Origin of the sequence: Mesorhizobium sp. L103C131B0 (genome assembly GCF_000502275.1) — a bacterium.
GTDB lineage: Bacteria > Pseudomonadota > Alphaproteobacteria > Rhizobiales > Rhizobiaceae > Mesorhizobium.
The window spans coordinates 212,220-236,847 of record NZ_AYXC01000001.1 but is presented as its reverse complement, the minus strand read 5'-3'; the positions used below and the strand labels follow the sequence as shown (position 1 = coordinate 236,847).

23 protein-coding genes are annotated in these 24,628 nt (G+C 62.9%); 10 read left to right on the top strand and 13 right to left on the bottom strand.

Translation table 11 applies throughout. From position 1 onward, the window contains the following. Positions 1 to 12: 12 nt before the first annotated feature. Together X730_RS162965 and X730_RS162970 are read right to left on the bottom strand one after the other, a co-directional pair. On the bottom strand, positions 13 to 1,137 hold the full coding sequence (locus X730_RS162965; protein ID WP_023686165.1) for a DUF2333 family protein: 1,125 nt from the start codon (positions 1,135 to 1,137) through the stop codon (positions 13 to 15). 16 nt (positions 1,138 to 1,153) lie between these two features. Further along, the gene (locus tag X730_RS162970; protein WP_023825374.1) at positions 1,154 to 2,458 is read right to left on the bottom strand and encodes a DUF6638 family protein; all 1,305 of its coding nucleotides are present in this window, start codon (positions 2,456 to 2,458) and stop codon (positions 1,154 to 1,156) included. A 237-nt stretch (positions 2,459 to 2,695) separates the two neighbouring features. Here X730_RS162970 and X730_RS1000000167310 point away from each other — a divergent pair, with 237 nt between their 5' ends. Continuing rightward, positions 2,696 to 2,833 (top strand): hypothetical protein, encoded by a 138-nt coding sequence (locus X730_RS1000000167310; protein WP_023749803.1) that lies wholly within the window; start codon positions 2,696 to 2,698, stop codon positions 2,831 to 2,833. Between the two features lie 144 nt (positions 2,834 to 2,977). Here the strand turns inward: X730_RS1000000167310 and X730_RS162975 are convergent, their stop codons facing one another. The 6 genes from X730_RS162975 to X730_RS163000 form a co-directional block, all read right to left on the bottom strand. Then, positions 2,978 to 4,888, bottom strand: a complete 1,911-nt coding sequence (locus X730_RS162975) for an ATP-binding protein (protein ID WP_023825373.1) — start codon at positions 4,886 to 4,888, stop codon at positions 2,978 to 2,980. A 24-nt stretch (positions 4,889 to 4,912) separates the two neighbouring features. Further along, positions 4,913 to 6,058 carry a hypothetical protein gene (locus X730_RS162980; RefSeq protein ID WP_023669989.1) on the bottom strand — a complete coding sequence of 382 codons (1,146 nt, stop codon included), beginning with the start codon at positions 6,056 to 6,058 and terminating at the stop codon, positions 4,913 to 4,915. 27 nt (positions 6,059 to 6,085) lie between these two features. Then, entirely contained in the window at positions 6,086 to 7,174 is a 1,089-nt protein-coding gene (locus tag X730_RS162985; RefSeq protein ID WP_023669990.1) for a hypothetical protein, read from the bottom strand. A gap of 320 nt (positions 7,175 to 7,494) precedes the next feature. Continuing rightward, positions 7,495 to 7,878, bottom strand: coding sequence for a cytochrome c family protein (locus tag X730_RS162990; RefSeq protein WP_023669991.1), 384 nt, complete (start codon positions 7,876 to 7,878; stop codon positions 7,495 to 7,497). Positions 7,879 to 7,962: 84 nt separating this feature from the next. Beyond that, a complete protein-coding gene (locus X730_RS162995; RefSeq protein ID WP_023825372.1) occupies positions 7,963 to 9,141 on the bottom strand; it encodes a glycosyltransferase in 1,179 nt (392 codons plus the stop codon). Between the two features lie 14 nt (positions 9,142 to 9,155). Beyond that, positions 9,156 to 9,767, bottom strand: coding sequence for a thymidine kinase (locus X730_RS163000; RefSeq protein ID WP_023683669.1), 612 nt, complete (start codon positions 9,765 to 9,767; stop codon positions 9,156 to 9,158). Positions 9,768 to 10,004: 237 nt separating this feature from the next. Between X730_RS163000 and X730_RS163005 the strand changes: the two genes are divergently transcribed. The 3 genes from X730_RS163005 to choV all read left to right on the top strand — a co-directional run bounded on the left by X730_RS163005 (position 10,005) and on the right by choV (position 13,110). After that, positions 10,005 to 10,940, top strand: a complete 936-nt coding sequence (locus X730_RS163005) for a choline ABC transporter substrate-binding protein (protein WP_023686157.1) — start codon at positions 10,005 to 10,007, stop codon at positions 10,938 to 10,940. 137 nt (positions 10,941 to 11,077) lie between these two features. Further along, the gene (choW, locus tag X730_RS163010) at positions 11,078 to 11,932 is read left to right on the top strand and encodes a choline ABC transporter permease subunit (protein WP_023669995.1); all 855 of its coding nucleotides are present in this window, start codon (positions 11,078 to 11,080) and stop codon (positions 11,930 to 11,932) included. Beyond that, the gene (gene choV / locus X730_RS163015) at positions 11,929 to 13,110 is read left to right on the top strand and encodes a choline ABC transporter ATP-binding protein (RefSeq protein ID WP_023669996.1); all 1,182 of its coding nucleotides are present in this window, start codon (positions 11,929 to 11,931) and stop codon (positions 13,108 to 13,110) included. Before choW ends, choV begins: the two co-directional genes overlap by 4 nt. A gap of 97 nt (positions 13,111 to 13,207) precedes the next feature. Here the strand turns inward: choV and X730_RS163020 are convergent, their stop codons facing one another. Further along, on the bottom strand, positions 13,208 to 15,238 hold the full coding sequence (locus tag X730_RS163020) for a transcriptional regulator (RefSeq protein ID WP_050588061.1): 2,031 nt from the start codon (positions 15,236 to 15,238) through the stop codon (positions 13,208 to 13,210). A gap of 203 nt (positions 15,239 to 15,441) precedes the next feature. On the opposite strand from X730_RS163020, the gene X730_RS163025 reads away from it, so the two are divergent. Then, positions 15,442 to 16,527: a pyridoxal-phosphate dependent enzyme gene (locus tag X730_RS163025; RefSeq protein WP_023825370.1), complete on the top strand. Its 1,086-nt coding sequence runs from the start codon at positions 15,442 to 15,444 to the stop codon at positions 16,525 to 16,527. A gap of 19 nt (positions 16,528 to 16,546) precedes the next feature. Further along, complete coding sequence (locus tag X730_RS163030; RefSeq protein ID WP_023825369.1) at positions 16,547 to 18,016, top strand: aspartate aminotransferase family protein; 1,470 nt, start codon at positions 16,547 to 16,549, stop codon at positions 18,014 to 18,016. 18 nt (positions 18,017 to 18,034) lie between these two features. Here the strand turns inward: X730_RS163030 and X730_RS163035 are convergent, their stop codons facing one another. From X730_RS163035 to X730_RS163045, 3 genes are all read right to left on the bottom strand, one after another. Next, on the bottom strand, positions 18,035 to 18,439 hold the full coding sequence (locus X730_RS163035; protein WP_023691602.1) for a YciI family protein: 405 nt from the start codon (positions 18,437 to 18,439) through the stop codon (positions 18,035 to 18,037). 93 nt (positions 18,440 to 18,532) lie between these two features. Continuing rightward, positions 18,533 to 19,942 carry an ATP-binding protein gene (locus tag X730_RS163040; protein ID WP_023670001.1) on the bottom strand — a complete coding sequence of 470 codons (1,410 nt, stop codon included), beginning with the start codon at positions 19,940 to 19,942 and terminating at the stop codon, positions 18,533 to 18,535. Continuing rightward, entirely contained in the window at positions 19,939 to 20,655 is a 717-nt protein-coding gene (locus tag X730_RS163045; protein ID WP_023670002.1) for a response regulator transcription factor, read from the bottom strand. The genes X730_RS163040 and X730_RS163045 overlap by 4 nt, the downstream gene beginning before the upstream one ends. A gap of 258 nt (positions 20,656 to 20,913) precedes the next feature. Here X730_RS163045 and X730_RS163050 point away from each other — a divergent pair, with 258 nt between their 5' ends. The 4 genes from X730_RS163050 (at position 20,914) to clpS (ending at position 22,427) form a co-directional block, all read left to right on the top strand. Further along, positions 20,914 to 21,216: a hypothetical protein gene (locus tag X730_RS163050; RefSeq protein ID WP_023825368.1), complete on the top strand. Its 303-nt coding sequence runs from the start codon at positions 20,914 to 20,916 to the stop codon at positions 21,214 to 21,216. Positions 21,217 to 21,254: 38 nt separating this feature from the next. Beyond that, positions 21,255 to 21,485, top strand: a complete 231-nt coding sequence (locus X730_RS163055) for a hypothetical protein (RefSeq protein WP_023670004.1) — start codon at positions 21,255 to 21,257, stop codon at positions 21,483 to 21,485. 155 nt (positions 21,486 to 21,640) lie between these two features. Further along, positions 21,641 to 21,988, top strand: coding sequence for a hypothetical protein (locus X730_RS163060; protein WP_023825367.1), 348 nt, complete (start codon positions 21,641 to 21,643; stop codon positions 21,986 to 21,988). 133 nt (positions 21,989 to 22,121) lie between these two features. Further along, a complete protein-coding gene (gene clpS / locus X730_RS163065) occupies positions 22,122 to 22,427 on the top strand; it encodes an ATP-dependent Clp protease adapter ClpS (protein ID WP_023754938.1) in 306 nt (101 codons plus the stop codon). 42 nt (positions 22,428 to 22,469) lie between these two features. On the opposite strand, the gene X730_RS163070 is transcribed toward clpS, so the two are convergent. Continuing rightward, entirely contained in the window at positions 22,470 to 24,554 is a 2,085-nt protein-coding gene (locus tag X730_RS163070) for a membrane protein (protein WP_023754937.1), read from the bottom strand. Positions 24,555 to 24,628: the final 74 nt, after the last annotated feature.

The following is a 24,628-nucleotide window of genomic DNA, read 5'->3' as shown; positions in this document are numbered from 1 at the left end:
AAGCTGTGAACGCTACTGAGTCAGGACGTTGCTGATCTCGACCATGTTGGAGCGCACGCGAAGCACGTAGAAACCCATCGTCGTCAGGTGCGTCGGCATGATCCAGCCATCCTCGCGGCCATTGGCGATGATGAAGGGCTGGATGCGCAGCGCCGAGACGAATTGCGCATCCATCGTGTCCCACAGATTGCCGAGATGCTTTTCCTTGATGACGTCCTCGAAGTCGGCCTGGGCGCCCTTCATCAGGCCGTAATAGGCATAGAGCTGGCCATAGGCGAACCAGAAGCGGTCATCGGCGCGGAAGTCGAACCAGCCATTGTTATGGTTTTCGGCGCGCTCCTTGAGGATCGCCGAGGTCGAACCGATGTCGGAGGAGATGCGGTCGATATACTGCTTCAGATTGTCGGCGCGGGCATCGAACGTCGCCTGGCAGCTGCCGAGGCGGGCGTTGAAGGAGCGCAGCTTGGTGACGGCATCGCGATAATAGCTCGGCGTCGGCGTCTTGGGGCCGAACGGGTTGAGGCCGAAATACCAGGTCTCCTCGTCGAACTGCAGATTGCCGCGCGCATCCTGCAGGTCGCCGTCGATCTGCGATGTGGTGCGAACACGCCCGAGATTGTCGGCAAGCTCGGTGGCGGTGCGCCGCACCGCCTGGTTGATGCCGCGCTGGAACGAGGCCTTGTTGTCCATGAACGGCGTGTTGTCCCAGTCGATGCCGAACAGGCCGAGTTTGTAGAGGATCATGGACGAGATCCAGGCATTCTGGTTGACGTTGAAGTCCGTCAGGTCGGCCGCCACCTGGGCGATGCCCGAATTGCCGCAGGTCTTGGCGGTGTCGGTGCCGGCGCCGGCGGCGACCTGTTCGCCGGCGGAAATGTTGCGGTTCTCGAAGGTGTATTTGTCGACGTAGTTGGGATCGAACTTGTTCCACCACTGGGTGGCGTAGAAGAAATTGGCGTAGAGGCCGATCAACACCAGAAGCGCGAGGCCGACCACAGCCTTCAGGATCCAGCCGCGCTGCGTATACCAGCGCCCAGCCCAGAGGAACGGCCACAGGATCGCGCCGATGACGAGGCCGATGCCGCGGCCTATCCATTGGAAGATGCGGGTGAAGAAATTCACGATCGGATCAAGCATGGCTCTCGTTCACCCCTCAGTCAGTCAGGCCGTAAAGGCGCGTGCGAAACGCCACTTTGTCTTTCAAATATGTGGTTTTCAGAACGTCCACAACATGCGACCGCCAGGCGTCGCTGTAGCCGTCATAGTCCTTGTAGAAGCCCGGCTTGTTGAAGACGTAACGCGAGACGAAGTCCTGCGGCACGAAATCCGAGATCAGCTGGTTGGTCAGCCAGGCGTCGGGATGGTCGGGCTTGCCACGCACGACCAGGAAGCGCTGTTGCGGAAACACATCCTCGATCTTGAGATGGCCGAGCTGGGCGATCTCACGCTTGGCGGCGTTGAGAAAGGGGAAATTGCCGTCCTTGGTGATCAGATCGGCATGGCCATGGATCCAGGTCTGCAGCCAGACCTTGTCGACCTCGGTCAAATTGCGGTTCGGCTCTGTGTCGCGGATGAGAGCGCGCACCACCATCTCGGCGCGATGCTCGAGATAGCCCGAGCTTTCGACCCATGACGCACGGGGCAGTTCGATGCGGCCGGTGCTGGCCAGGAACTTGAACACCTTGTCGGCATCGTTGATCGAGAGATAGCTGACCTGCCAGGGCCGCGAACGGCGAAAGCCGGGGGCGGCCGGGTCGCCGATGACGGTGGTCATATCAGGATCGACGAAGACGTAGACGCCGCCGAAATGGCTGGTCCAGTAGGCGTTGTGGCGGAAGATCACCTGGTCGGGCACCAGCGCATTCTCACGGATATCGCCGCACACCTTCGCCAGTTCCACCATACGGCTCAGCATGGTGTTGTCGCGCCAGGCATCGGGCTCCTGCTTCAGCCGGTCGACCAGCTTGCCGAGTTCGGCGGCCTTGCCCAGCACGTCCTCGGCCGAAAGCACCCTGAACTCGACCTGGCTGATCGACAGCAGATCCTCGATGTCGTTGACCAGGGGAACGGAATCCTCGATCTCCCCGTAGATGACATCCTTGATGGTCAGCGCATCGATGGCGCGCTGGTTCTTGGACATGAACTCGAACATCAGCTGCGAGGTGTTGGAAAAGGCGGTGTGCACCACCGGCAGATCGATCTGCGACGGCGTCAGGATGATGAAGCGGCGGTTGACCTCATTGGGGTCGAGATAATCGTAATCGCCGCATTCCTCGGCCACTTCGGGCGAGAAGCCGGTGCGGTCGATCTGGAAGCTCTTCAGCTTGGTGGGCTTGAGGCCAAAGGCAACAAGCGCCTTGTTGTAGCGCTGGATGAGGTGCGTCTCGTCGACGGTGAGCAAGCGACCGTAGATCAGCTCATTGTCGCGGAGAAGGTCGGGCTTTTTGGCGTGGCTCATGCAGAACGTTCCGAGTGGCGTTGCCTGTTGTGGCGAAGCGCCAACGCTGACGCCTCCCTCTCCCCGTTCTTCACGGGGAGAGGGGGGCGTCAGCGTTAGCGCCAAGCCTTTCAGCACCCGCGGGCAGCGAAGGAAGCTCACGCATTCCAGAGCCCCTTCTTCATCTCCTCCATCTCGCGTCCCGCCCGNGAGGGTAAGGGTGAGGGGCAGCGCTAGCATTCAAGGACATGTCTCCCCATGGCCTTTGGCGTCAATAAATCGAAGATCATTGGTCCGGATGTGCCGATCGAGGCGCTGTTCGATAGCTGCCAGTATGGTCGTAGCGATCTCTGGTCCACGCATGCGCCGCCCCTCACCCTTACCCTCTCCCCGTGAAGGACGGGGAGAGGGGGGCGTCAGCGTTAGCGCCAAGCCTTTCAGCACCCGCGGGCAGCGAAGGAAGCTCACGCATNGGACGGGGAGAGGGGGGCGTCAGCGTTAGCGCCAAGCCTTTCAGCACCCGCGGGCAGCGAAGGAAGCTCACGCATTCCAGAGCCCCTTCTTCTTCATCTCCTCCATCTCGCGTCCCGCCCGTTCGCGCAGGCGTGCTTCGCGCAGCAGCTTCTCCACCGCGGCGTCGTCGGATTTGTCGGAATAGCGGAACTCCGAGTCGGCGTAGCGGTTGATCTCCTGCATGACCATGTCCATCGAGAACGGCCCACGCAGTTCCTCGATCATGGCTTTCTTTTCGTTGTAACCCTTGTGCATGAAGGCTTCCGGCTTCTCGAACCAGTCGTCGGGCAGCTCGATGTCCATGGCGCGCATCTTGATGGCGTCGGTGACGTTCTTGATGGCTCGGCCGGTGAAGCGCGGCTCGGCATCCTTGATCAGGTGCAGATAAGTGCCGATGTCGGCCATCGATTTCGGCGCGCCATTCTCCTTCATGTAGCGCTCATAGACCTTCATCAGCCCGTCTTCCTGAGGCTTCTCGTGCTCCTCATAGGCTTCGGTCACCGCGCGCTGGATCTCCTGCGCGGCGTAGAGCTTGTGGTCGCCGAGTGGGATCTTGTGGTTCTTGCCGGCAAGCAGGACGAAGATGTCGATATAGTCGTCGCGGCTCTGTGGGCCGTCGACCAGCCAGCGGGCGCCGGCGCGCTGGCGCAGCGCATCGTCGACATTTTCGGGATAGTTGGAAAACATGCCGAACGAGCAATTGCCGCGCACCACCGTGCCGGCGCCGGCAAAGGCGTCCATCAAGACGCCGGTGATTTCCTGTTGGCCGGCCGAGGCGCGGTCGTCGGAGCGGCGGGCCGCCACCTGGTCGATGTCGTCGACGGTGCCGAAGCCGATGACGCGTGGGTTCAAGACATTGTTGATGAACTGGCGGCAGTTCTGGCCGGATTTGCCCTGGTAGGACGAGATCTGGTCGACGCCGAAATTCTCATAGGCGAAGGGATAGCCGGCAACCTGGCAATAATTGTTGACGAGGCCGGCGATCATCTGGATCAGCGTCGTCTTGCCGGTGCCCGGCGCGCCATCGCCGATGAAGGTGAAGAGGAAGCCGCCGAGCTCGACGAACGGGTTCAGCTCGCGCTCGAAATCATAGGCCATCAGCATCTTGGCGAGCTTGACCGACTGGTATTTGGCGATGTGGTTGCCGACGACCTCTTCGGGCTTCTTGAAGGTCATCACCAGCGGCTTGGAGCGCTTGCCGGGCGCGACGTCGAAGCCGTCGAGGGTGAAATCGTCGGCGTCGATGCGGATATGGGCGTTCTCGAACGGGCCGATGCCGTCGAAGCGGCCCTTGCGGGCCAGCAGCCCATCAATGGCAACACGGGCGAAAGCACGCGCCCGGGTCGTCAGGTCGCCATCGTCCTTCGACCCGGTGATCGCCCTGTCCAACCCAGCCACGATCGACTTCACCGCGTCCTGCGGCGTGTCGAACAGGAAGTCGGGTTCGGGGATATCGTTGGGCGCCTCGCCATCGCTGTCGATCAGCTGGAACAGATAGGAGGCAAGGCTGAAGGCCGAAACGTAAGCAGAGGCTGACAGAAGCTTCTTGAAGGTCGCGGCTTCATCGCCTTCGAGCGGTGCGCGGGTGTTCTTGGCCTGCAGGCTTTCAAGGTCGGAGCCTTCGGCGAAGACATCGGAAATGGCGAGCGCAATCGCCAGGCCGCGGCGGGCGCGAAACAAAAGCGTGTGCTGCGGGATGCTCATCAACTGGTCGTCGGGATGGATCGCGGCGACGGTCTTGGTAAGCTCGACCTCGCGTGTGCGGCGCACCGAGCCGACCGAGACGGTGGAGACGAAGCGGCGGTTGGTGCCGGCAAGCGCGGTGCCGGATTCGCGTGAAGGATCCTCCAGCACGACGACGCGAGTGATGAAGCTTTGCGCGGTTGCGCGGTGCTTTTCGATAGCCGCTTCCGGAATGGTGGTCAGGCCGGTGTCCATGAAGGATGCTCCGCGATGTGACGGTCAGACATCTGAAATCACCTGCCCATTTGACAGGATGTGAACCTTGTAGCCGGAAAAGATCTTTTGAGCTTCGCCGGCGGCGTAGAGTGCTTGATAGGCTTCGTGCGGGATCAGGGCGTGGTTCTCGTAGCTCGACACACCCTGGCGCGCGGCTTCGAGATCGTCGGTGTTGATAAAGAATTCCTGCGTGGTCTTCTCGCTCGAAAACAGGCCCTTGCGGCCGGGTTTCTCGCCCTTGGAGTAGACCTCCTGGATGGTCCAGGTGAGCAGCCAGGCATTTTCCGGTTTGCGCACCTTGGCCAGCACCTCGGTCACGGTCGAATTGTTGTCCGTAATGCCTGCGGAATAAAAGGGGCCGAGCACGACGCGGCGCAGCTGCTTAGGGTGCAGCGGCTCGAAATCCTTGTCGAGATTGACCGCAATCGTTGCGGGCGAAAGCGTGTAGGCGGAATTCTTCTCGGTGAAATCGTCGAAGCGATGGGCGAGTTCGGGGTTGAGCAGGCCGTCCACCGGCAGCGGGATGTCGACCCGTTCATTGAGCTTGCCGCTGCTGTCAACGAGCTGCCGGATCATGCTTTCGGAGGAATCCTCCACCGTCACCATGTAGACCAGCGGCAGGTTGGCGCTGCCGTCGAAGCTCGCCCAGTGCACGAGGTAATAGGGGCGCCCGGTCTTTGGATTGACCGAGACCTTGGCCGTCTGCGCCAGCGAGAACGGGCCAAAAGTCTGTTCGCTCTTGACGTCCTCGAGATAGAGCCGCTCGGCCATCGACTTCTGCAGCGCTTCGGGGAATTCCTTGTGGCGCAGGATGAAGTCGGCCATTTCCTCGCGCAATTCGCCGGCCAGCGGAATGTTGGCCAGCCGCGCCTCGGCCTGGCGGCGGTCGTTTTCCAGTTCGAGCAGGTTCTGGAAGACGGGATAGCCGCTGTCGGCGCGCGAAATGCGGAACGTGTCCATGAAGCCGAGCCGGTTGCGCCAGCAGGAAAACGATTTGTCCAGCCGGGCAATGTATTCGGCGACAATCTTGGCGACGATGCCGTGCCGGTAAAGCGGCGAGCGGTCGTCGCGCATGAACACTTCGAGGCCGCTGAGTGCCGCCGTGATGGCGGAAAAATAGCGCGCCGCCGCTTCGTTTTCGGGAGTCATGCCGGTGTGCCCGCGTGCAGCCGCTCCTTACGACTGCACGTAGTTGGCCGAATTGTGCTTCTTCATCACGTCGTCGAAACGGCGGGCGAAGGCGTCGTCGGCGAGCTTCTTGCGGCGCTGGATGTCGGAGCTGGCGACCATGTTCTTCTCGTGCATTTCGAGGAGATCGCCGATGTGCTTTTGCGAGGCGGCGCCAATGCCGGCCATGGTCTCTTCGGCGGTGTTGTCAACCTGGCTGCCCAGCGTGTTGATCTTGTGGGCGACATCCTGCTGGGCGGCGGTCTTCAAGGAATCTTCCAGTGCCTTGTAGAGCACGATGCGCTGCTCGGTATCGATTGTCAGCTTGTTGATCAGCGTCGACTGCGCTGCGATCTGATTGTTGAGCGAATCGACGAAGGTCTGGAACATCGAGGTGTAGCGTTCCAGCGTCTGGCTTTCGGCCAGAAGCTCCTGCTCCTTGGCCTGCTTTTCATTGTATTCGGTCGCCAGTTTCGAGCGCTCGCCCTCAAGCTGCGTGCGCTCCTTCTGACTGGTAGAAGCGGCGATCTTGTTTTCGATGTCGAGCAGCAGCGGATTGACCTCCTCGATGCGCTTCTGCACCGCCTCGAGGTTGGTCATGGTGACCTTGCGGCGCTCGATCACCTGCGACAGGCTGTTTTCCGAGGTCTTGTAGCGCTGGTCGAGGACCTCTTTCTGCGCTTTCAGGATGCCGACGATGGTGTCGGACTTGACCAGAAGCTCCTGCAGATTGCCGGCCAGCGACATGTTGCGGACGCGGTCGGTGCGCATGCGCTGCTTGCGTTGCGCCGAGAAGACGCCGACGAAGCTTTCCCAGCCGGTGTAGTTCTTCATGCTCTCGAATTCGGTGCCGAAGACGTTGGTGGCGTCTTCCAGCCCGATGATCAGGTCGGCAATGTTGCCTTCCATCACCTTCTGCTGCTTCAGCACGTCCTCGATGCGGGCATTCTCGATGTCGAAATTGGCGTCGCCGATCTTCTTGTCGGCGGTGGCCAGCGTATCAAGCACCGTGCCCGACTGCTCGATCTTGGAGCGCATGTCCTGCACGACCTGCCTGGTCTTGGCAATTTCGGCATCGAAATTCTGCAATGTCGCCATAGGGGCCTCCCGCTTCGGCTTCCGGTCGCTGGCTGCGAACAGCGGCGAATATATGTGGGGTATCAGGGGATTGAAAGACGCAAGACAAGACCCGCCCCGAAAACAAAAAAATGCCTGGTCGTCTTGAAAGGCAATGAAGGCGGGGTCATGGCGTGACTAACCAGCCGGCCAAGTATTGTTCAATTGTCATGAACTTTGACGGCTGCGAAGAAGTCGATCTCGGACAGTGTGGGTGTGCTGAATTCGACAGAGGGCTCAATGAGTTGCAAGCGCGAGACAGCTGGCGGAAGCCGTCGCCATCACGCTACGCATCGCGCCGTTCAAGGCTTCGGATCGGCCTTCAGATAGGCGATGACGTTGGCGATGTCCTCGTCGCTGCTCAGGCCGGAGAAGCCCATCCTGTTGCCGGGTACTTTCAGCTTGGGAGCGCCGAGATAGGCTTTGAGGTTGGCTTCGTCCCAAACGAGGCCGGCCGCGCCGGCGTCCTTCATGGCCTGCGAATAGTTGAAGTTCTGGGCGGTGCCGGCGGTGCGGCCGACGATACCGAGGAGATGCGGGCCGACCTTGTCGCGGTCGCTTGCCGCCTCGTGACAGGCCATGCAGCGGTAGAACACTTTCTTGCCAAGTGCTGCATCGCCGTCGGCCAGCGCGGCGAGGATACCGGCCAAGTAAATGACAAGGCCTGATGAAATGGCTCGAAGCATGGCGGTTCCCGGCTGGCTCTGGCTGAGGGCAAAATAGGCTGCAGGCCTTAACAAACGCCGTATGCCGGTGGATAGCAGCCGGGCTCAATCCGTGCGCGGGATCGCCGCGACCGCCTGCTTGACCTGCTTTTCAATCGCCGCCGACGAATGATTGTCGCGCACGAAAGCGCGGCCGATCTCCGCCATCTCGGCGGCCGCTTGCGGGCGTGTCGCGAGATCGATGATTTTCAATGCCAACTTGCCGGCATCGTCGCTGGACAGGAAATGCCTGCCCGCCTGCAGGCCAAGCCCTTCGACGGCCTTTTCGGTGGCGGCGACGACAAGGCCCGCCGCCATCGCCTCCAGCACCTTGATGCGGGTTCCGCCGCCGAAGCGCAGCGGGATCGGCGCATAGCCGGCACGCCCAAGCAATTCCGGCAGATGCGGTGGGTTCTCGATCAACCGCAGACCATGCCTGGTGCATAGACCGCGCACGACATCGCGCGGGTTTCTGCCGGCGACGGTGATCGACCAGGGCCGGCCGGAAGCGGCGAGGCGCGGCGCCATCGCGCGGCCGATCTGCTTGACGGCGTCGATGTTGGGGAAATAGCCGAGATGCCCGATGAAGCACAGGCTGAGCTCACTGAAGCGCTCGGCAGCAATCGGCAGGGAAAGCACGCTCTCGTCTGGAATGGGGTTGGCGACGAACCTGACGTCGTTGACGGGGCCGAGAGCGGACAGAAGCGCTTCGTCGGCCCGCGAACAAACCCAGACCTGGTCGGCCATGGCAACCGCACACCTGTCGGCCTCGCGCGCCTCTGCCTTCCTTCGCCTGTTTTGGCGCCAGTCTCGAATTTGCTGCCACAGCGTCAGGCCGGCGATCCGGTCGGACACCGTCCGGGAATCAATGTTGTGCTGGTCAAGGACGGTGCGCGCGCGATGCTTCGGCGCCAGCGTCAGCAGCTGCGAAAGCACGATCTCCTCGATTACCACGAGATCGGGCGCGAATTCCCTCCAGATGGCGTCGGCCTCGGCCAGCTCGTCGTCCGGCATCATATGCACGGTCGGGTGCGGGCCGCGCCTGCCCCAGGGCGCCCTGCCGCGCGCTGCCTCGATGATCCGGTGACGGATGTTCGGCGGTGTGGAGGGTGCCGGGGCGCCAGTCAGGCTTACCGTCAGGACCTCGCCCATCGATGCCAGGGCGCGTGCATTGGCGGCGTTCCGGATCTCTCCGCCGGAGACCGGCGGAAACGGGCAATCAACTGTGAACTGCAGAATTTTCATGTTGTCCCGGCCGTTCAGCCTCTGGTGAAGCCAATGAAATCGTCGGGCGCGGCGCGGCCCATTTCCTCTTCCCAGTGGCGGCGGCAGAGCGAGATATAGACGTCCTTGCCGATCGCCACCTGTTCGCCTTGTCTGGCCACCTTGCCGTCAGCGCCGAGACGCACGACCATCGTCGCCTTGCGGCCGCAGCGGCAGATGGTGCGCACTTCGCGCAGATCGTCTGCGATGGCCAGAAGCGCTCGCGAACCGGAAAACAGATTGCCCTGGAAATCGGTGCGCAGGCCGTAGCACATCACCGGGATGTTCAGCCGGTCGGCGATACGGGCGAGCTGCCAGACCTGCTCTTCCTCGAGAAATTGCGCCTCGTCGACAAAGATGCAATGCACCGTCGTATGTTCGTGATGCTCGGCGACGCGAGCGTAGAGATCGTCGCCGTCGCGGAACATCTCGGCCTCGGTCTCCAGGCCGATGCGCGACGAGATCAGCCCGGTGTCGCCCTTTCTGTAGTGGCCGGCGACGAACAGCATCGTCGTCATACCGCGTTCGCGATAATTGTAGGACGCCTGCAGCAGCATTGTCGTTTTGCCGGCATTCATCGTCGCATAGTGGAAGTAGAGCTTGGCCATGCCGTCCTTTTAAGCCGAGTTGGCGCGGCGCGGGGAGAGGGCACCGCTGCATTTGATGGGAAAAGCCGTCTGCAATCGAAAAAGCGGCAGGGGTGTCGCTGTTTGGCCAGTCCGCGCCGTTGATCGTGATTGTCTTAGCGCTTGAAACCACACCAGAATGGTGTTTGGCTGACGAAACAAGGCGGGCAGAGAAACCGTAACTACGCTTCGCCAAAGAATCACAATGGGAGACTGCCAATGTCGCGTATGAACACCTTCGTCGCCGGCCTCGGCCTGGCGACTTTTCTGTCCACGAGCGCTGCACTTGCCGGCGATCCGGAGAGCTGCAAGGCGGTGCGCCTTTCCGATGTCGGCTGGACCGACATCCAGGCAACCACCGGCGTCGCTTCGGTGCTGCTCACCGCGCTCGGCTACGAGCCGCAGACGATCCAGCTATCGGTACCGGTGACCATGGCGTCGCTGAAAAACAAGGATCTCGACGTCTTCCTCGGCAACTGGATGCCGTCGATGACCAACGACATCAAGGACTACACCGCCGATGGTTCGGTCGAGACGATCGGCACCAACCTGACCGGCGCCGGCTACGGCATCGTCGTACCGACCTATGTCGCGGAGGCCGGCGTCAAGTCGCTGACCGACATCGGCAAGTTCAAGGACAAGTTCAACGGCAAGATTTACGGCATCGAGGCGGGCAATGACGGCAACCGCATCATCCTCGACATGATCAAGAACCCGAAGGACAATCTCGAAGGCTTCGAGCTGGTCGAGTCCTCGGAAGCCGGCATGCTGACGCAGGCCGAGCAGTCGATCAAGAACAATGAGTGGATCGCGTTCCTCGGCTGGACGCCGCATCCGGTGATGGGCGCCATGAAGCTCACCTATCTCGACGGCATGGGCGACAGCGGCTTCGGCGCCGCCACCGTCTACACCAATGTGCGCAAGGGCTACACCACCGAATGCCCGAATGCCGGCAAGTTCATCGCCAACCTGAAGTTCAACCTCGACATGGAAGGCGAGATGATGGACGCGATCCTGAAGGGCGGCGACGCCAACACGGTCGCAGCCGACTGGCTGAAGAAGCACCCTGACGCGGTTGCGCCGTGGATTGCCGGCGTCACCACCTTCGATGGCGGCGATGCGGCAGCGGCGGTCAAGACCGCGCTCGGAAGCTGAGCCGACTGAATTCGGCAAAGCCGAACCAGGAAGGGCAGCCAATCTAGAAAAGGCTGCCCTTTTTCATATCCTGTGAGAAGATGACCTAACGACAGCGGAGGCCGGAAGCAGGCGGTCTCTCGCATGAGAGGGGCGATATGGATCCGATTTCGAAATTCATGGTTGATCACAAGATACCGATCGGCGCCTGGGGAAAGGCGTTCTTCGGTTTCCTCACCGACAATTTCGACACCGTGTTCAGGGCTTTTTCGAACGGCCTCAATTTCCTGCTCGACGGGCTGGTTGGCATCCTTTTGATGGTGCCGCCGGTGCTGCTGGCGCTGATCATCGCCATCATCGCCTGGCTGCTGCAGCGCTCGCGCCCGTTGGCCATAGGCGTCTTTCTCGGCCTGATCTTCATCATCAACCAGAACCTCTGGAAGCAGACGGTGCAGACGCTGGTGCTGGTCGTGGCGGCCGCCGCCATGGCGATGGCCATCGGCGTGCCGCTCGGCATCTGGGCCGCGCACAAGCCGAAGGTCTACCGCATCATGCTGCCGGTGCTCGACTTGATGCAGACGCTGCCGACCTTCGTCTACCTGATCCCGGTCCTGACCCTGTTCGGTCTCGGCAACGCGCCCGGCCTCATCGTCACCATCATCTTCGTCATCCCGACTGCGGTCCGGCTCACCCATCTCGGCGTCGTCTCGGTGCCGAAGTCGATCATCGAGGCAGGCGAGGCGTTCGGCGCCACCAAACAGCAATTGCTTTGGAAGGTCGAGCTGCCCTCGGCCTTGCCGACCATCATGGCCGGGCTGACGCAATCGATCATGCTGTCGCTTTCGATGGTGGTGTTTGCAGCACTGATCGGCGCCGGCGGCCTCGGCACTGAAATCAACCGCGCGCTCGGCTCGCGCCGCATCGATCTCGGGCTCGAGGCGGGCCTGGCGATTGTCGTACTCGCCATCGTGCTCGACCGAATGACGCGTATCGGCGTTGGAGGCAAGAAATGACCGTCGCCGTCGATTTCAAAAATGTCGATATCGTCTTCGGGTCCGACCAGGCCGGTTCGCTGGCGCTGATCGATGGCGGCGCCACGCGCGCCGAAATCCTCGAAAAGACCGGCAATGTGCTGGGTTGCGCCGGCGCCAGCCTGACCGTCCATGAGGGCGAAATCTCGGTGCTGATGGGCCTGTCCGGCTCGGGCAAGTCGACGCTGCTGCGGGCGGTCAACCGGCTCAACGTGGTGTCGCGCGGCCAGGTGCTGGTCAAGGACGGCGACAATATCGTCGATGTCGTGACCTGCGATCAGGCGACGCTGCGGCGGCTGCGCCAGAAGCAGGTGGCGATGGTGTTCCAGCAGTTCGGCCTGCTGCCTTGGCGTACGGTGGAGGAGAATGTCGGCCTCGGCCTCGAACTCGCCGGCGTGCCGGAGCAAGAGCGCAAGGAGCGCGTGCAACGCCAGCTGAAACTGGTCAATCTCGACCAGTGGTCGAAGAAATACGCGCATGAGCTGTCCGGCGGCATGCAGCAGCGCGTCGGCCTGGCCCGTGCCTTCGCCACCGAGGCGCCGATCCTGCTGATGGACGAGCCGTTCTCTGCGCTCGATCCGCTGATCCGCACCAAGCTGCAGGACGAATTGCTGCAGCTGCAGGCGGAGCTGAAGAAGACCATCATCTTCGTCAGCCATGATCTGGAAGAGGCGCTGAAGATCGGCACCCACATCACCATCATGGAGGGCGGTCGCATCGTGCAGACCGGGGCGCCGGAAGACATCGTGCTCAAGCCCGCCAATGACTATGTCCGCGACTTCATCGCCAATGTGAATCCGTTGTCGGTGCTGACCGCCTGGAACGTCATGCGCGACAGCCGCGACCTCGAGCACGGCGATAATGGCTGGGTGTGGCTCGACCGGCGCAAGACGACTCGCTTTAAGATCGACGAGCACGGGCTGGTGGCGGCGGCGGAACGCGACGGCAAACCGGCGGTATGGGTTTCGTGCGCCGATGTCGAGGCGCAGCCGGAGGAGACGGCGCAAGTGTTCTGGGCCAATCCCGGGACCTCGCTGAAGACGGTGATGCTGGCCATGCACCGCTCGCAGACGGCACCCGTGGCGCTGTTCGACGACCAGTCGCGCTTTGTCGGCGCGATCGGGATACGCGATGTGCTGAGCGCGGTGTTGCGGCGCTAGATCATGATGAGATTTGGTTGAAATCTCATCATGATCTAACCATTTGTTGGAGCATGATCTTTTCCAAAAACCGGTACCCACTTTTTGGGATCATGCTCTAAGCCAGCCCGATACGCGTGGCGCCGAGCTTGAACAGGGCTGTGGCATCCCGGTCGAAGCGGAAGGTGTCGATGAAGTCGTCGGCTCGGTAATCCGGAAGCGTCTTGCGGATGGCGGCGGCGAAGTTTTTCGCCTCGTCCAGCCGCCCAGCCAACGCCAGGCAGTGAGCGGCGATCGACAGGATGATGACATGGGCGTTGGGGCGGGCGGCCGCCTTCAGCGCCCATTCGGCCGCCTCGTCGAACTGGCCGAGGCGGACATGGGCCATGGCGCGCGCGCCCAGCATGCCGAACAGCATCGGGTCGAACGGCGACAGATGGCGCGAATGATCCGACGATCCGATCGCCGCGTGCGGGTCGCCCGACTGCGAATGCACGAACGACAGCGCATAGTGGCCAAGCGCGAAGTTCGGGCTGAGGTCGACGGCTCTTTGCAGTTCGAGCACGGACGCGTCACCCTCGCCGCGCAGCCACAGCGCCCGGCCCATCGCCCAGTGCGCGGCGGGATTGTGATCGTCGACCAACAGGCTTTGGCCGGCTGCCTCAAAGGCAAGCGCGCTGTCCTGGTCGCGGTCGCCCCAGCGCTGGAAGGCGCTCTGCCAATGGGTGAAGGAGAGGCCGGCATAGGCGCGGGTGAAGGTCGGATCCTGCCTGACAGCAATGTCGAAGAAATGCCGTGCGAGGTCGTTCTCGCTGCGGGTGAAGCGATACATGTGCCAGAGGCCGCGATGGTAGGCCTCCCAGGCGTTAAGTGAATTGGGCGCTTTCAGCATGGCGCGGTTGCGCTCGACGGTCTCGATCTCGGATGAGACCGAGGCCACGATGCTGTTGCCGATATCGTCAAGCACGGCGAAAAAATCGTCGGGCTTGCGCTCGAAGGTCTCGGCCCAGACGATCCTGGCTGTGCGGACCTCGACGAGCTCGACGGTGATGATCAGGCGGCCGGTCAGGCTGCGCGCCGTGCCGGTGGCGACATAGTCGACATTCAGCCTTCGGCCGGCATCTTCCGGCGCGATGTTCCTTTCCGCCAGCGCAAAGACCGAGCCCCGGGCGATGACAAAGAAGTCCCTGAGCTTGGCGAGGCGGGTGATGATGTCGTGGGTCAAGCCATCGGCCAGCCCGCCACGAACGCCGCTACCGGCGTCTTCGGCAAATGGCATCACGGCCAGCGCAGCCTTGTGCGGCGTCGCGGCTTCGGTGGCGGCAAGCGCGATCGGACTGTGGCCCGCCACCGGCGCAACCGCAGGCTGTGCCGGCAAAGTGGCGCAGTGACGTTCCGCGCGAATGGCAAGCCACGCCTGGCGCACGGGGCCGAAATCCAGCTCTTCCGATTGGAAGAGCGATGCTGCTGCGGCAAGATGGTCCTCGCAGGCACGGAACTGGCCGCGCCGCGCCAGCCTCACCAGGAGTGCGACATGGGCGCTGCTGTCGAACGGGGTCAATTCCAGCCATTTTTCGAGATGGGCGGAGACGTCTTCGGAATCGGCCGGCAGCGTCTTGACCAGATGTTCCAGTATAGCAGCTTGGCAGGAACCGAAACGGCGGCGCTGCGCGGTCAGCCAGTTGTTGAAGAGAGGGCTGCGGTCGATCTCCAGCCCTTCGAGGAAGTCGCCGACGAACAGGTCGGAGAGCAACTGCAGTCGCGTCGGCTCGAGCGTTTCGATGCCTGCGGCAGCCGCCGCCGCAACATCCAGAACGTCGACTGAGATGCCGTCGAGGTCGAGCGCGATCGTATCGCCCGATGTTTCGATCCTGCGGCGGCCCGGTTCGTCGAGCGCGGCCCGCAGCTTGCTCAGGCACCAGCGAAGCTCACCCCTGGGATCATTTGGAACATCCCACAGCAACTCGCAGAGCTTGCCACGTCCGACCGGATGGGGCGCCAGCGCCAGATAGGCCAGCAGCGCGCGCAGCTTGCGCGATGCCGGCAAGACCACCGGGACGCCGTCGCGCGCAATCGTCGGCGGCCCAAACAGGCGCACGACAACACCTTGATGGCTGCTCGCCAGGCTCGATTCCACGCCAGATACCACGCCTGCTCCCACGCTGACCTGTCGGCCCCTGCTTTACCACCGAGCACGACAAAGTGCACCCGGCTCGCAAAATTTGTGCGCCGAATGTGGTGTTTACCACACTGCCGCACGTCAAGGATCTGTAGTGCGGCAAGGTGTCGAAATCTCGCCGCCCAAACCGCCGGTGTGTAACCGGCCCGTGAGCAAGAACCAGGAGTTTACCCATGTTGCATCAGCAGAAAATCAGAACCACGGCCGGCCGCGGCCGCCTGTTCGACAGCATTCTCGACACCATCGGCGACACGCCGGTCATCCGCGTCAATAATCTCGGACCGGCGCACGCCACCATCTACGTCAAGGCCGAGTTCTTCAATCCGGCGGCGTCGGTGAAGGACCGGCTGGCGCTCAACATCATCGAGGAAGGTGAACGCACCGGCGCGCTCAAGCCAGGACAGACCATCGTCGAGGCGACCAGCGGCAACACGGGCATCGGTCTTGCCATGGTCTGTGCGCAGAAGGGCTACAAGCTGGTGGTGACGATGGCCGACAGTTTCTCGGTCGAGCGCCGCAAGCTGATGCGGATGCTGGGCGCCAAGGTGGTGCTGACGCCGCGCGCCGAGAAAGGCTTCGGCATGTACAAGAAGGCGGTGGAACTGGCCGAAGCGAATGGCTGGTTCCTGGCGCGCCAGTTCGAGACCAAGGCCAACGCCGACATTCATGAAGCAACCACGGGACGCGAGATCGTCAACGATTTCGCGGGCTCGCGGCTCGACTATTTCGTCACCGGCTACGGCACCGGCGGCACCGTCGCCGGCGTGGCGCGGGTGCTGCGCCGCGAGCGGCCTGAGACCCGGATCGTGCTCACCGAACCGGCCAATGCGCAGCTTGTCGGCAGCGGCAAGCCGCAGATGCGTGGCGCCGGCGGAGCGCCGGCCGCCAGCCATCCGGCTTTCGAACCGCACCCGATCCAGGGCTGGACGCCGGATTTCATCCCGCACGTCCTGCAGGAGGCCATCGCTGGCAACTTCTATGACGAGGTGATGCCGATCGCCGGGCCGGAGGGCATGAAATGGGCCAAGGCGCTGGCGCAGCAGGAAGGCATCTTCACCGGCATTTCCGGCGGTTCGGCTTTTGCCGTGGCACGCCAGATCGCCGGCACGGCGCCGGCCGGTTCGGTGATCCTGTGCATGCTTCCCGATACCGGCGAACGCTATATGTCGACACCGCTGTTCGATGGCATCGAGGCCGAGATGAATGCGGAAGAGCTTGCTCTCTCGCGCTCGACGCCCGGTTGCCAGTTCCCGGCATGATGACGCGGGAGCAAATTTCATGGACGCGATGCCTGGACACTCGGCTACCGAGGAAACGCTTGACCCCTCGGACTGGGCCGATGTGCAAAGCCTGTCGCATCGGATCGTTGACGATGCCGTCGCTTACCTGCGCGATGTCAGGCAACGGCCGGTGTGGCAGGAGATGCCTGGAGATGTGAGGCATTTCTTCACCGCCTCGCTGCCGCAATCGCCGACCCCGCTTGCCGACATCTATGGCGATGTCGTGGACAAGGTGATGCCCTATCCGATGGGCAACATCCATCCGCGCTTCTGGTCCTGGTATATGGGGTCGAGCAATTTTACCGGCGCGATCGGCGATTTCCTGGCGGCAATCCAGGGCTCCAATCTCGGCGGCGGCAATCATGCCGCCGCCCTGATGGACGGCCAGGTGGTCGACTGGTGCAAGCAGATGACCGGCATGCCGGCTTCGGCCAGCGGCACGCTGGTCAGCGGCGGTTCGATGGCCAACATCATCGGGCTGACCGTGGCGCGCAACACCAAGGCCGGCATCGACGTGCGCGAGCACGGCGTTGGAGCAATCGAAAAGCCTTTGCGTTTCTATGGCTCGGACCAGGTCCATTCCTGTCACCGCAAGGGGATGGAAGCGCTCGGTCTCGGCAACAAGGCGCTGCGCCGCATTGCCAGCGACGCCGGCCTGCGCATCGACATTGAAGGTTTGAGGACTGCGATATCGGAAGATCGCGCGGCCGGGTTCAAGCCGGCCTGCATCATCGGCAACGCCGGCACTGTCAACACCGGCGCCATCGACGATCTGCAGGCGCTGGCCAAGCTGGCGCATGAGGAGGACCTCTGGTTCCATGTCGACGGCTGCATCGGCGCGCTGATCGCGATCGCGCCTGAGAATGCACATCGCGTCGCCGGCATCGAATGGGCCGATTCCATCGGGCTCGATCCGCACAAATGGCTGCATGCGCCTTTCGAGGCAGGCTGCGCGCTGGTGCGGGATGCCTCGGCGCATCGCAAGACCTTCGCGGTGACGCCGGAATATCTGGAATCGACACCGCGCGGCCTCGCCTCCGGCCAATGGCTGCACGATTACGGCCTGCAGACGTCACGCGGCTTCAAGGCACTCAAAGTGTGGATGGCGTTGCGAGAACACGGCGTCGAAAAATTCGGCCGCCTGATCGACCAGAACATTGCGCAGGGGCAGTATCTCTCAGGGCTGATCGCGGCCGAACCAGCGCTCGAACTGTCGGCGCCGACCAGCATCAACATCGTCTGCTTCCGCTATCGCGCGGATGGTCTCGATGGCGAGCGCGCGAAAGCGCTCAACACCGAGATCATGCTGAGGCTGCAGGAAGACGGAACCGCCGCCATTTCCGATACCACGGTGCAAGGCCGGCATTGCCTCAGGGTGGCGATCAACAACCACCGGACCCGGCGCGAGGATCTCGACCTTCTCGTCGCCGAAACGGTCCGCCTGGGCAACGAGATCGCTTCTGCCTGACCGGCCATGGGGTAGTTCTCAGCCGCTGGCGGCCTCCTTTAAATCGCCCTCCGTAGCGGGAAACGTCACGCCGGGAAGGTAAAATGTGATCGGCCGGATTTCGTAGACTGCCGAGGGATTCACGCGGCGCAAGTCGCGCGCAGCCGCAATCGCCGCCTCCTGCGTGGCGCAGTCGAGGACATAAAGACCCAGCAATTGTTCCTTGGTCTCGGCAAACGGCCCGTCGATGACGATGCCTTCGCCCGGACCGCGCAGCGTCACGGCGTCGGCGGTCGCGCCCAGTCTTGCCGCCGGCCCGAGCTTGCCTTCGCGGGTCAGCCTGGCGTTGACTTCGAGCAGGTCGTGCATCAGCGCCGCATCCTGCTGCGGCGTCAGGGACTGGATGGTCTGTTCGACGTGATAGGCCAGGATGGCGTAAAACATGCGGCGATCTCCTCCTGTTCGAGCGGCTGCACTATTGCAAGGTTGGGTTGGCTGATCCACCCCCGGTGCCCATCGAGACGCTAGTCTGCTGCCTCATGCCGCCAGCGGCAGGCTGAGCTCCGTCAGCAGGCCGCCGCGAGGATGGTTGGACAGGTTGACATCGCCGCCGGCGGCACGCGCAATGTTGCGGGCAATGGTCAGGCCTAGCCCGAGACCGCCGGTCTGGCGGTTGCGCGATTGCTCCAGCCGCACGAAGGAACCGAACACCTGGTCGAGCTGCGCCTGCGGTATGCCCGGCCCCTCGTCGCGGATAACCAGCGTGACCGTGCCGTCCGACTGCCGCAAGCTGACATGGGCTTTCTTGCCGTAGGTCACGGCATTCTGGACCAGATTGTTGACGCAGCGCTTGAGCGCCACCGGCCGCGCCATGCAGATCATGCCACGCGGCCTGGCGCCGTCATGGTCGAACGTGACGTCCTCGAAACTGTCGGCGATCGATTCCACCAGCGACCAGAAATCGATCCGCTCGCTCTTCTCCTCGGTGACTTCGAAGGTGGCGAAGTCGATGACGGAGCTGGCGATGCTCTCGATGTCGGCGAGGTCGTGGGCGAGCGCCTCGCGCGCCGTCGATCTGCGCAACAGTTCCAGGCGCAGCCGCATGCGGGTCAGCGGCGTGCGCAGATCGTGGGCGAGCGCGGCGGCCAGATGTTCGCGGTCCTCGACATAGTCGCGCAGCCGGACCTGCATGGCGTTGACGGCTTTGGCCGCGGCGCGGATTTCGCGGCTGCCGGTCTCGGCGATCGGCGGGCTCTTCAGATCCGTGCCGATCCGGTTGACCGCCGTTTCCATCATCCGATAGGGCGCCGTCAGCCGGCGCAGCGACCAGATCGACATGATCACCACCAGGGCCGCGATCAGCGAATAGAGCGGCAGGCTGTCGAAGCTCAATATCGGTCCGACCGGCGTGTTGGGCTCGGTGAAATTCAGCCATTGGCCGTCGGCGAAGCGGACAGATGCCGTCAGCTTGTCGCTCTGGGCGAAGCTGGCCGCCAGCGATAACAGGTCGCGCTCCACCGCGCCGACATCCTTGGTCACGGCCACACCGCCGGGCGCGTTGGCTGCCTGGGTTGCCGGATCGCGCCGGACGCGGGCGTCGGTGATGCCGAATTTCGACAGCCGCCCGACCAGGATGTCCTCGAGTTCGGCCAGTTCGTCGTCGCCGGCGATCGACGAGGTGACCGCGGGCGTGTCCGAAACGGTGAGCGCATAGGTGGCGTTGAACAGACCGGAGGCCGTCAGCTTGCGCTGCTCCGGCGTGTCGTCATGCATCAGCTGCACCAGCGAATAGGCGCGGTCGTTAAGCCGGTAGAGATCGACCTCGTCATTGGCGACGGCGCGATCGCGCGAGACGATATAGAGCGTAGCGACCTGGCTGATCAGCAGGCCGGCAATGACGATGAGCAAAACCCAGACCGGCAGGGTTTGCGGCAGGAAACGTCTCATTCGGAGGTGGTCTCGGGCAGAAACTGGTAGCCTCCGCTGCGCACGGTCAGGATCAGTTTCGGCGTCTTGGGGTCGTCTTCCATCTTGCGCCTGAGGCGGCTGACCAAGATGTCGATGCTGCGATCGAAGGAATAGTCGCTGTCGCCGCCGGAAAGCTCGATGAGCTGGTCACGGGTGAGCACTCGCTGCGCGCTTTTAACGAAGGTCTGCAACAGGTTGAACTCCGCCATCGTCAGCTCGACCCTGACGTCGCCCGGCGCCATCAGCCGGCGGCGCGAGCAGTCCATCGTCCAGCCGGCGAAATGATAGATCTGCTTGGTGGTGGCGCGCTTCGGCTCGGCAGCACCATTGCGCCTCAAAACGGCGCGGATACGGGCCAGCAGCTCGCGCGGATCGAAGGGTTTGGGCACATAATCGTCGGCGCCCATTTCCAGGCCGACGACGCGGTCGGTGGTCTCGGTCACCGCCGTCAGCATGATGATCGGCGTCGAGTAGCTGGCGCGCAGGTCGCGGCAGAGCTCCAGCCCGCTCTTTCCTGGCAGCATCACATCAAGCACGATCAGGTCTACCTGCGTGCGGCGCAGTATGTCTTCCATCTCGACGCCGTCGGCGGCAACCGTGGTGCGCAGGCCGCGCTTCTGGAAGAATTCCTGAAGCAGGTCGCGAATGCCCTTGTCGTCGTCGACGATCAGTATGTGCGCATCGGATTTCACGGCGATCCTGTCATTGCTGGCGGCCGGTCGGCGGCTGCCTTCTGAGTCTGCTTCTGTGGCGTCACCCACACGATAGAATTCTGGCCACATGTTGGCCAGCGGCGATGATCGCCCGCAAAGCCGATTTGCCAGAAACAATTCAGAAACAAAATTCTATAGTCCGGAAAAACTCCCGAAAAAAATCAAGGGCATAAAGGGTGCCGTGGCGGTCAGGACATCGGCTGCGACGCGAAGTCTCCGGAGTAACGGACATCACCAATGCACAGGTTCACGATCAGCTTGATGGGTGCGCTGCTCAGCATTCCGCTCGCCACAGCCGCGGTCGGAGCCACAACCGCAAAGGTGACGCCGATCACAAGGAGCGAGCGCTGCATCGATCTCAATCGCCAGGTAGACGAAGCCCTTGAAACCCATGCCGCGGCAACGCAGGTCACCGCGGCGAAAGCACTGCAAAGAAAGGGAAACCGGTTCTGCGCCAACAAGAAACAGGCACAGGGTATCCGGATGCTCGCGAACGCTTTGAAGCTGCTTGGAGTGACACCGATCGACCCGGTTCAGTGACACTCGAAACTGACCCGCACAAAGAAGGAAATGAAGCCATGAAAAAGTCCATCCTCTCCGCCACCGGTCTCGCCGTCGCTCTCGCTTTCGCAATGCCGGCTCTGGGCAATGCCGCTGCCACCACGACCGCTGCTCCGGCTGCTTCCACGACCACCGCTCCGGCGACCACGACCGCCAAGCCCCCGGTGAAGAAGGTCGTCGCCAAGAAGCCCGTCAAGAAGCACAAGAAGGCGAAGAAGGTCGTCAAGACGGACGCCCCGAAGGCCTGATCCAGACAGCCAACAGGCTTGTCTGTAACAAGGCCGCTCCAGCACCCCCCCGGCTGGAGCGGCCTTGTCGTGTGAGTGCATGATTACCCGTTGATGGGTGCCGGCCACCCAGGACTTTAACCCGTTTGCAATGCCGGTCCGGTAGGATAGCCCGCATGAAGAAGCGGCTTTCATCCATTCTGCGCTCGATGGCCATCGGCGGCCTTGTGGCCTCGGCAATGGTCAGGGTGCTGATCCAGTTCACCGCCAGCCCGGTGCCCGATCCGGTGAGCGGGCGCACGGAGCCGTCGCTGTTTGCACCGGCAATCTCCAGCAGCTGGCAATACATCACACCATGGCAAAGCCTGCTGCTTACCGTGATCACCGGCGCGGCGCTGGCCTGCTTCTTCGGCTGGCTCGCGGTCGCCTGGGTCGAATACAAGGTGGCCGGATCAAGGCCGGATGCGGCATCCAGCGCACGGCAATTCCAGGCTCGTCGCGTCGCCGATCGCCAGAGCCGTTGAACCGCAGCGTACAGTTCCTAAATTTGTGAACAGCAGCACTTCCGGGAAGCCGGTTTGGCGCGCCGATCAAAATGGACGACGGCTTTCCCCCATGACAAAGTGAGAGCGACCCCTAGCGCGATACCGGTTCCCGATGCCTGAAATCAGTTCCAAACCCCGCACCAAGACGAAGCCGCGGACCGAGCGGCCGAAGCTCTATAAGGTCATCCTCATCAATGACGATTTTACGCCGCGCGAATTCGTGGTGACGGTGCTGAAGGGCGAGTTCAAGCTCAGCGAAGACCAGGCTAATCGGGTGATGATCACCGCGCACCGGCTCGGCGTTTGCGTCGTTGCCGTCTTCACCAGGGATGTCGCCGAGACCAAGGCGACACGGGCCATCTACGCGGCCAAGGCCAAGGGGTACCCGCTGCTGTTTACGACGGAGCCGGAGGAGTAGGTTGAGCGTCTTTCTCCCCGTATAGTGACGGAGAAGGGATCCTTACCTTCCCTCTCTGTACCACATCGCGCCCATGGCCAGCAGCAGCAGGCAAAGGCCGAGGAAGCCGCCGAACAGGGGTACGCGCGAGACGGCTTTGAGCACGCTGTCGTCGGTGCTGCGCAGGCCGATCCAGTCTGCGCCCGAGGCCGCACCGGAGGCGCGGACCGGGACGATGGAGGGCAGGGCGACGCTGCCGGTGAGCTGGCCAAGGGTGGAGGAGGCCGCCAGCCGGCGCACGCTGCCGCCGGTGGCCTCAGTCGGAGCCTTCAAGCGGTCCTCGGTAGAGACGACGTCGGAGAATTCCGGCGCGTTGACCGGGCCGACATGGGCGAGTGCGGTCAGGTCACCATTGCCGATCTGGTAGAGGCCGATCTCCTTGGTCTCGATGCTGCCCAGGAAAACGCCGGGTTCGGACTTCTCCAGCTTGACGATCAGCGCCTTGCCCGAAGGGGTGATCACCTGCGCCGGGCCGGGATCGTCGCTCATCGTCTGGCGGCGGATTTCCAGCATCATGCCGCGGCCGTCGGCGGTCAGCCGCTCTTCCTCGAGTTCAGGTTCCTTCATCAGCCAGTGGGCGATGCGGCGGTAAAGCTGGACATGCGGCCCGCCACCCTCGAAGCCGCGCGCCCATAGCCAGCCCTGATCGGACAGAAGCATGCCGACGCGGCCTTCGCCCTTATGATCGAGCAGAAGCAGCGGGCGGTTGTCGGCGCCCTTCATCACCACTTCGCCTTCGGGGTTCTGCACGCCGATGGTGCGGAACCAGCGGCTCCAGCGCGGCGGCTCGGTCGCCGAGCCGTCGAGGCCGCGCGTCACCGGATGACGCTGGCCGAGATCGGTGAGGCGCGGATAGAAGGCCTTGTCGATGACTTCGCCGGTCGGCATTGCCGGCAGCGACGACATTAGCGGGGTGCGGGCAATCGAGGAGTCGCCGGCATATTCCGGCCCGGCGGCGATCAGCAGCGCGCCGCCCTTTTCGACGTATTCGGAGATGTAGTCGTAATAGAGGATCGGCAGCACGTCGCGGTGCTGGTAGCGGTCGAATATGATGAGATCGAAATCCTTGATCTTCTCGACGAACAACTCGCGGGTCGGGAAGGCGATCAGCGACAGTTCGTTGATCGGCGTGCCGTCCTGCTTTTCCGGCGGCCGCAAAATGGTGAAATGGACGAGATCGACCGAGGCGTCGGATTTCAGCAGATTGCGCCACGTGCGCTCGCCGGCATGCGGTTCGCCGGAAACCAAAAGCACGCGCAAGTTCTCGCGGATGCCGTCGATCAGCGCGATGGCGCGGTTGTTGGCGTCGGTCAGTTCGCCCGGCTCGCGGTCGATGGAGAGTTCAACGATGTTCCGGCCGGCGCCGGGGATGGTCACCTGCAGCGGCATCGCCTGGCCGATGGTCGCCTCTTCGACCGCGACCTGCTCGCCATTGACCGAGACGCGGACATCGACCGGGCCGGTTTCGCCGTCGGTGGCGATGACGCGGTAGGTCATGTCGAGCGGCTTGCCGACGAGGCCGAAGCGCGGCGCGTTCTCGAAGCGGATGCGGCGGTCCTTCTCGTGCTCGTTGCCGGTGATCAGCGCGTGCAGCGGCGCATTGAAGTCGGGGGCGGCCGGTGCGTCATGCACCTCGCCATCGGTGATCATGATGGCGCCACCGATGCGCGAGGGCGGCACGTCGCGGAAGGCGCCTTCAAGCGCTGCAAAAAGCTTGGTCTCGGTGCGCTCGTCGGCGGCTTCCGACTTGCCGGCCTCGACGACGCGGACGTCGAACTGCTTGAAGCGGCCAAGGCGCTGCTGCAAACCGGCAAGCGCTTCGTCGGTCTGTTTGGTCCGGTCACCGATATCCTGGCTCTGGCTGCGGTCGACGATGACGGCAACGACGCTCTTCAGCGCCTCGCGCTCCTCATCGAGGAAGACCGGATTGAGGAGTGCTGCGCCCAGCGCAATCAGCGCCGCGAAGCGGAAGATCGCGCCGCGCTGGCGAAACCACAAGCCGACAGCCGCCAGCACCAGCAGCGGTGCGAGCACCAAAGCCAGCAAGGGCCAGGACAGCAGCGGTTCGAAGGAAATCGACCAGTTCATCGTTTACCCTCCCCCTTGTGGGGAGGGTCGATCCGCGTAGCGGAGCGGGGTGGGGGTAGGCGACAGAGCGCTAG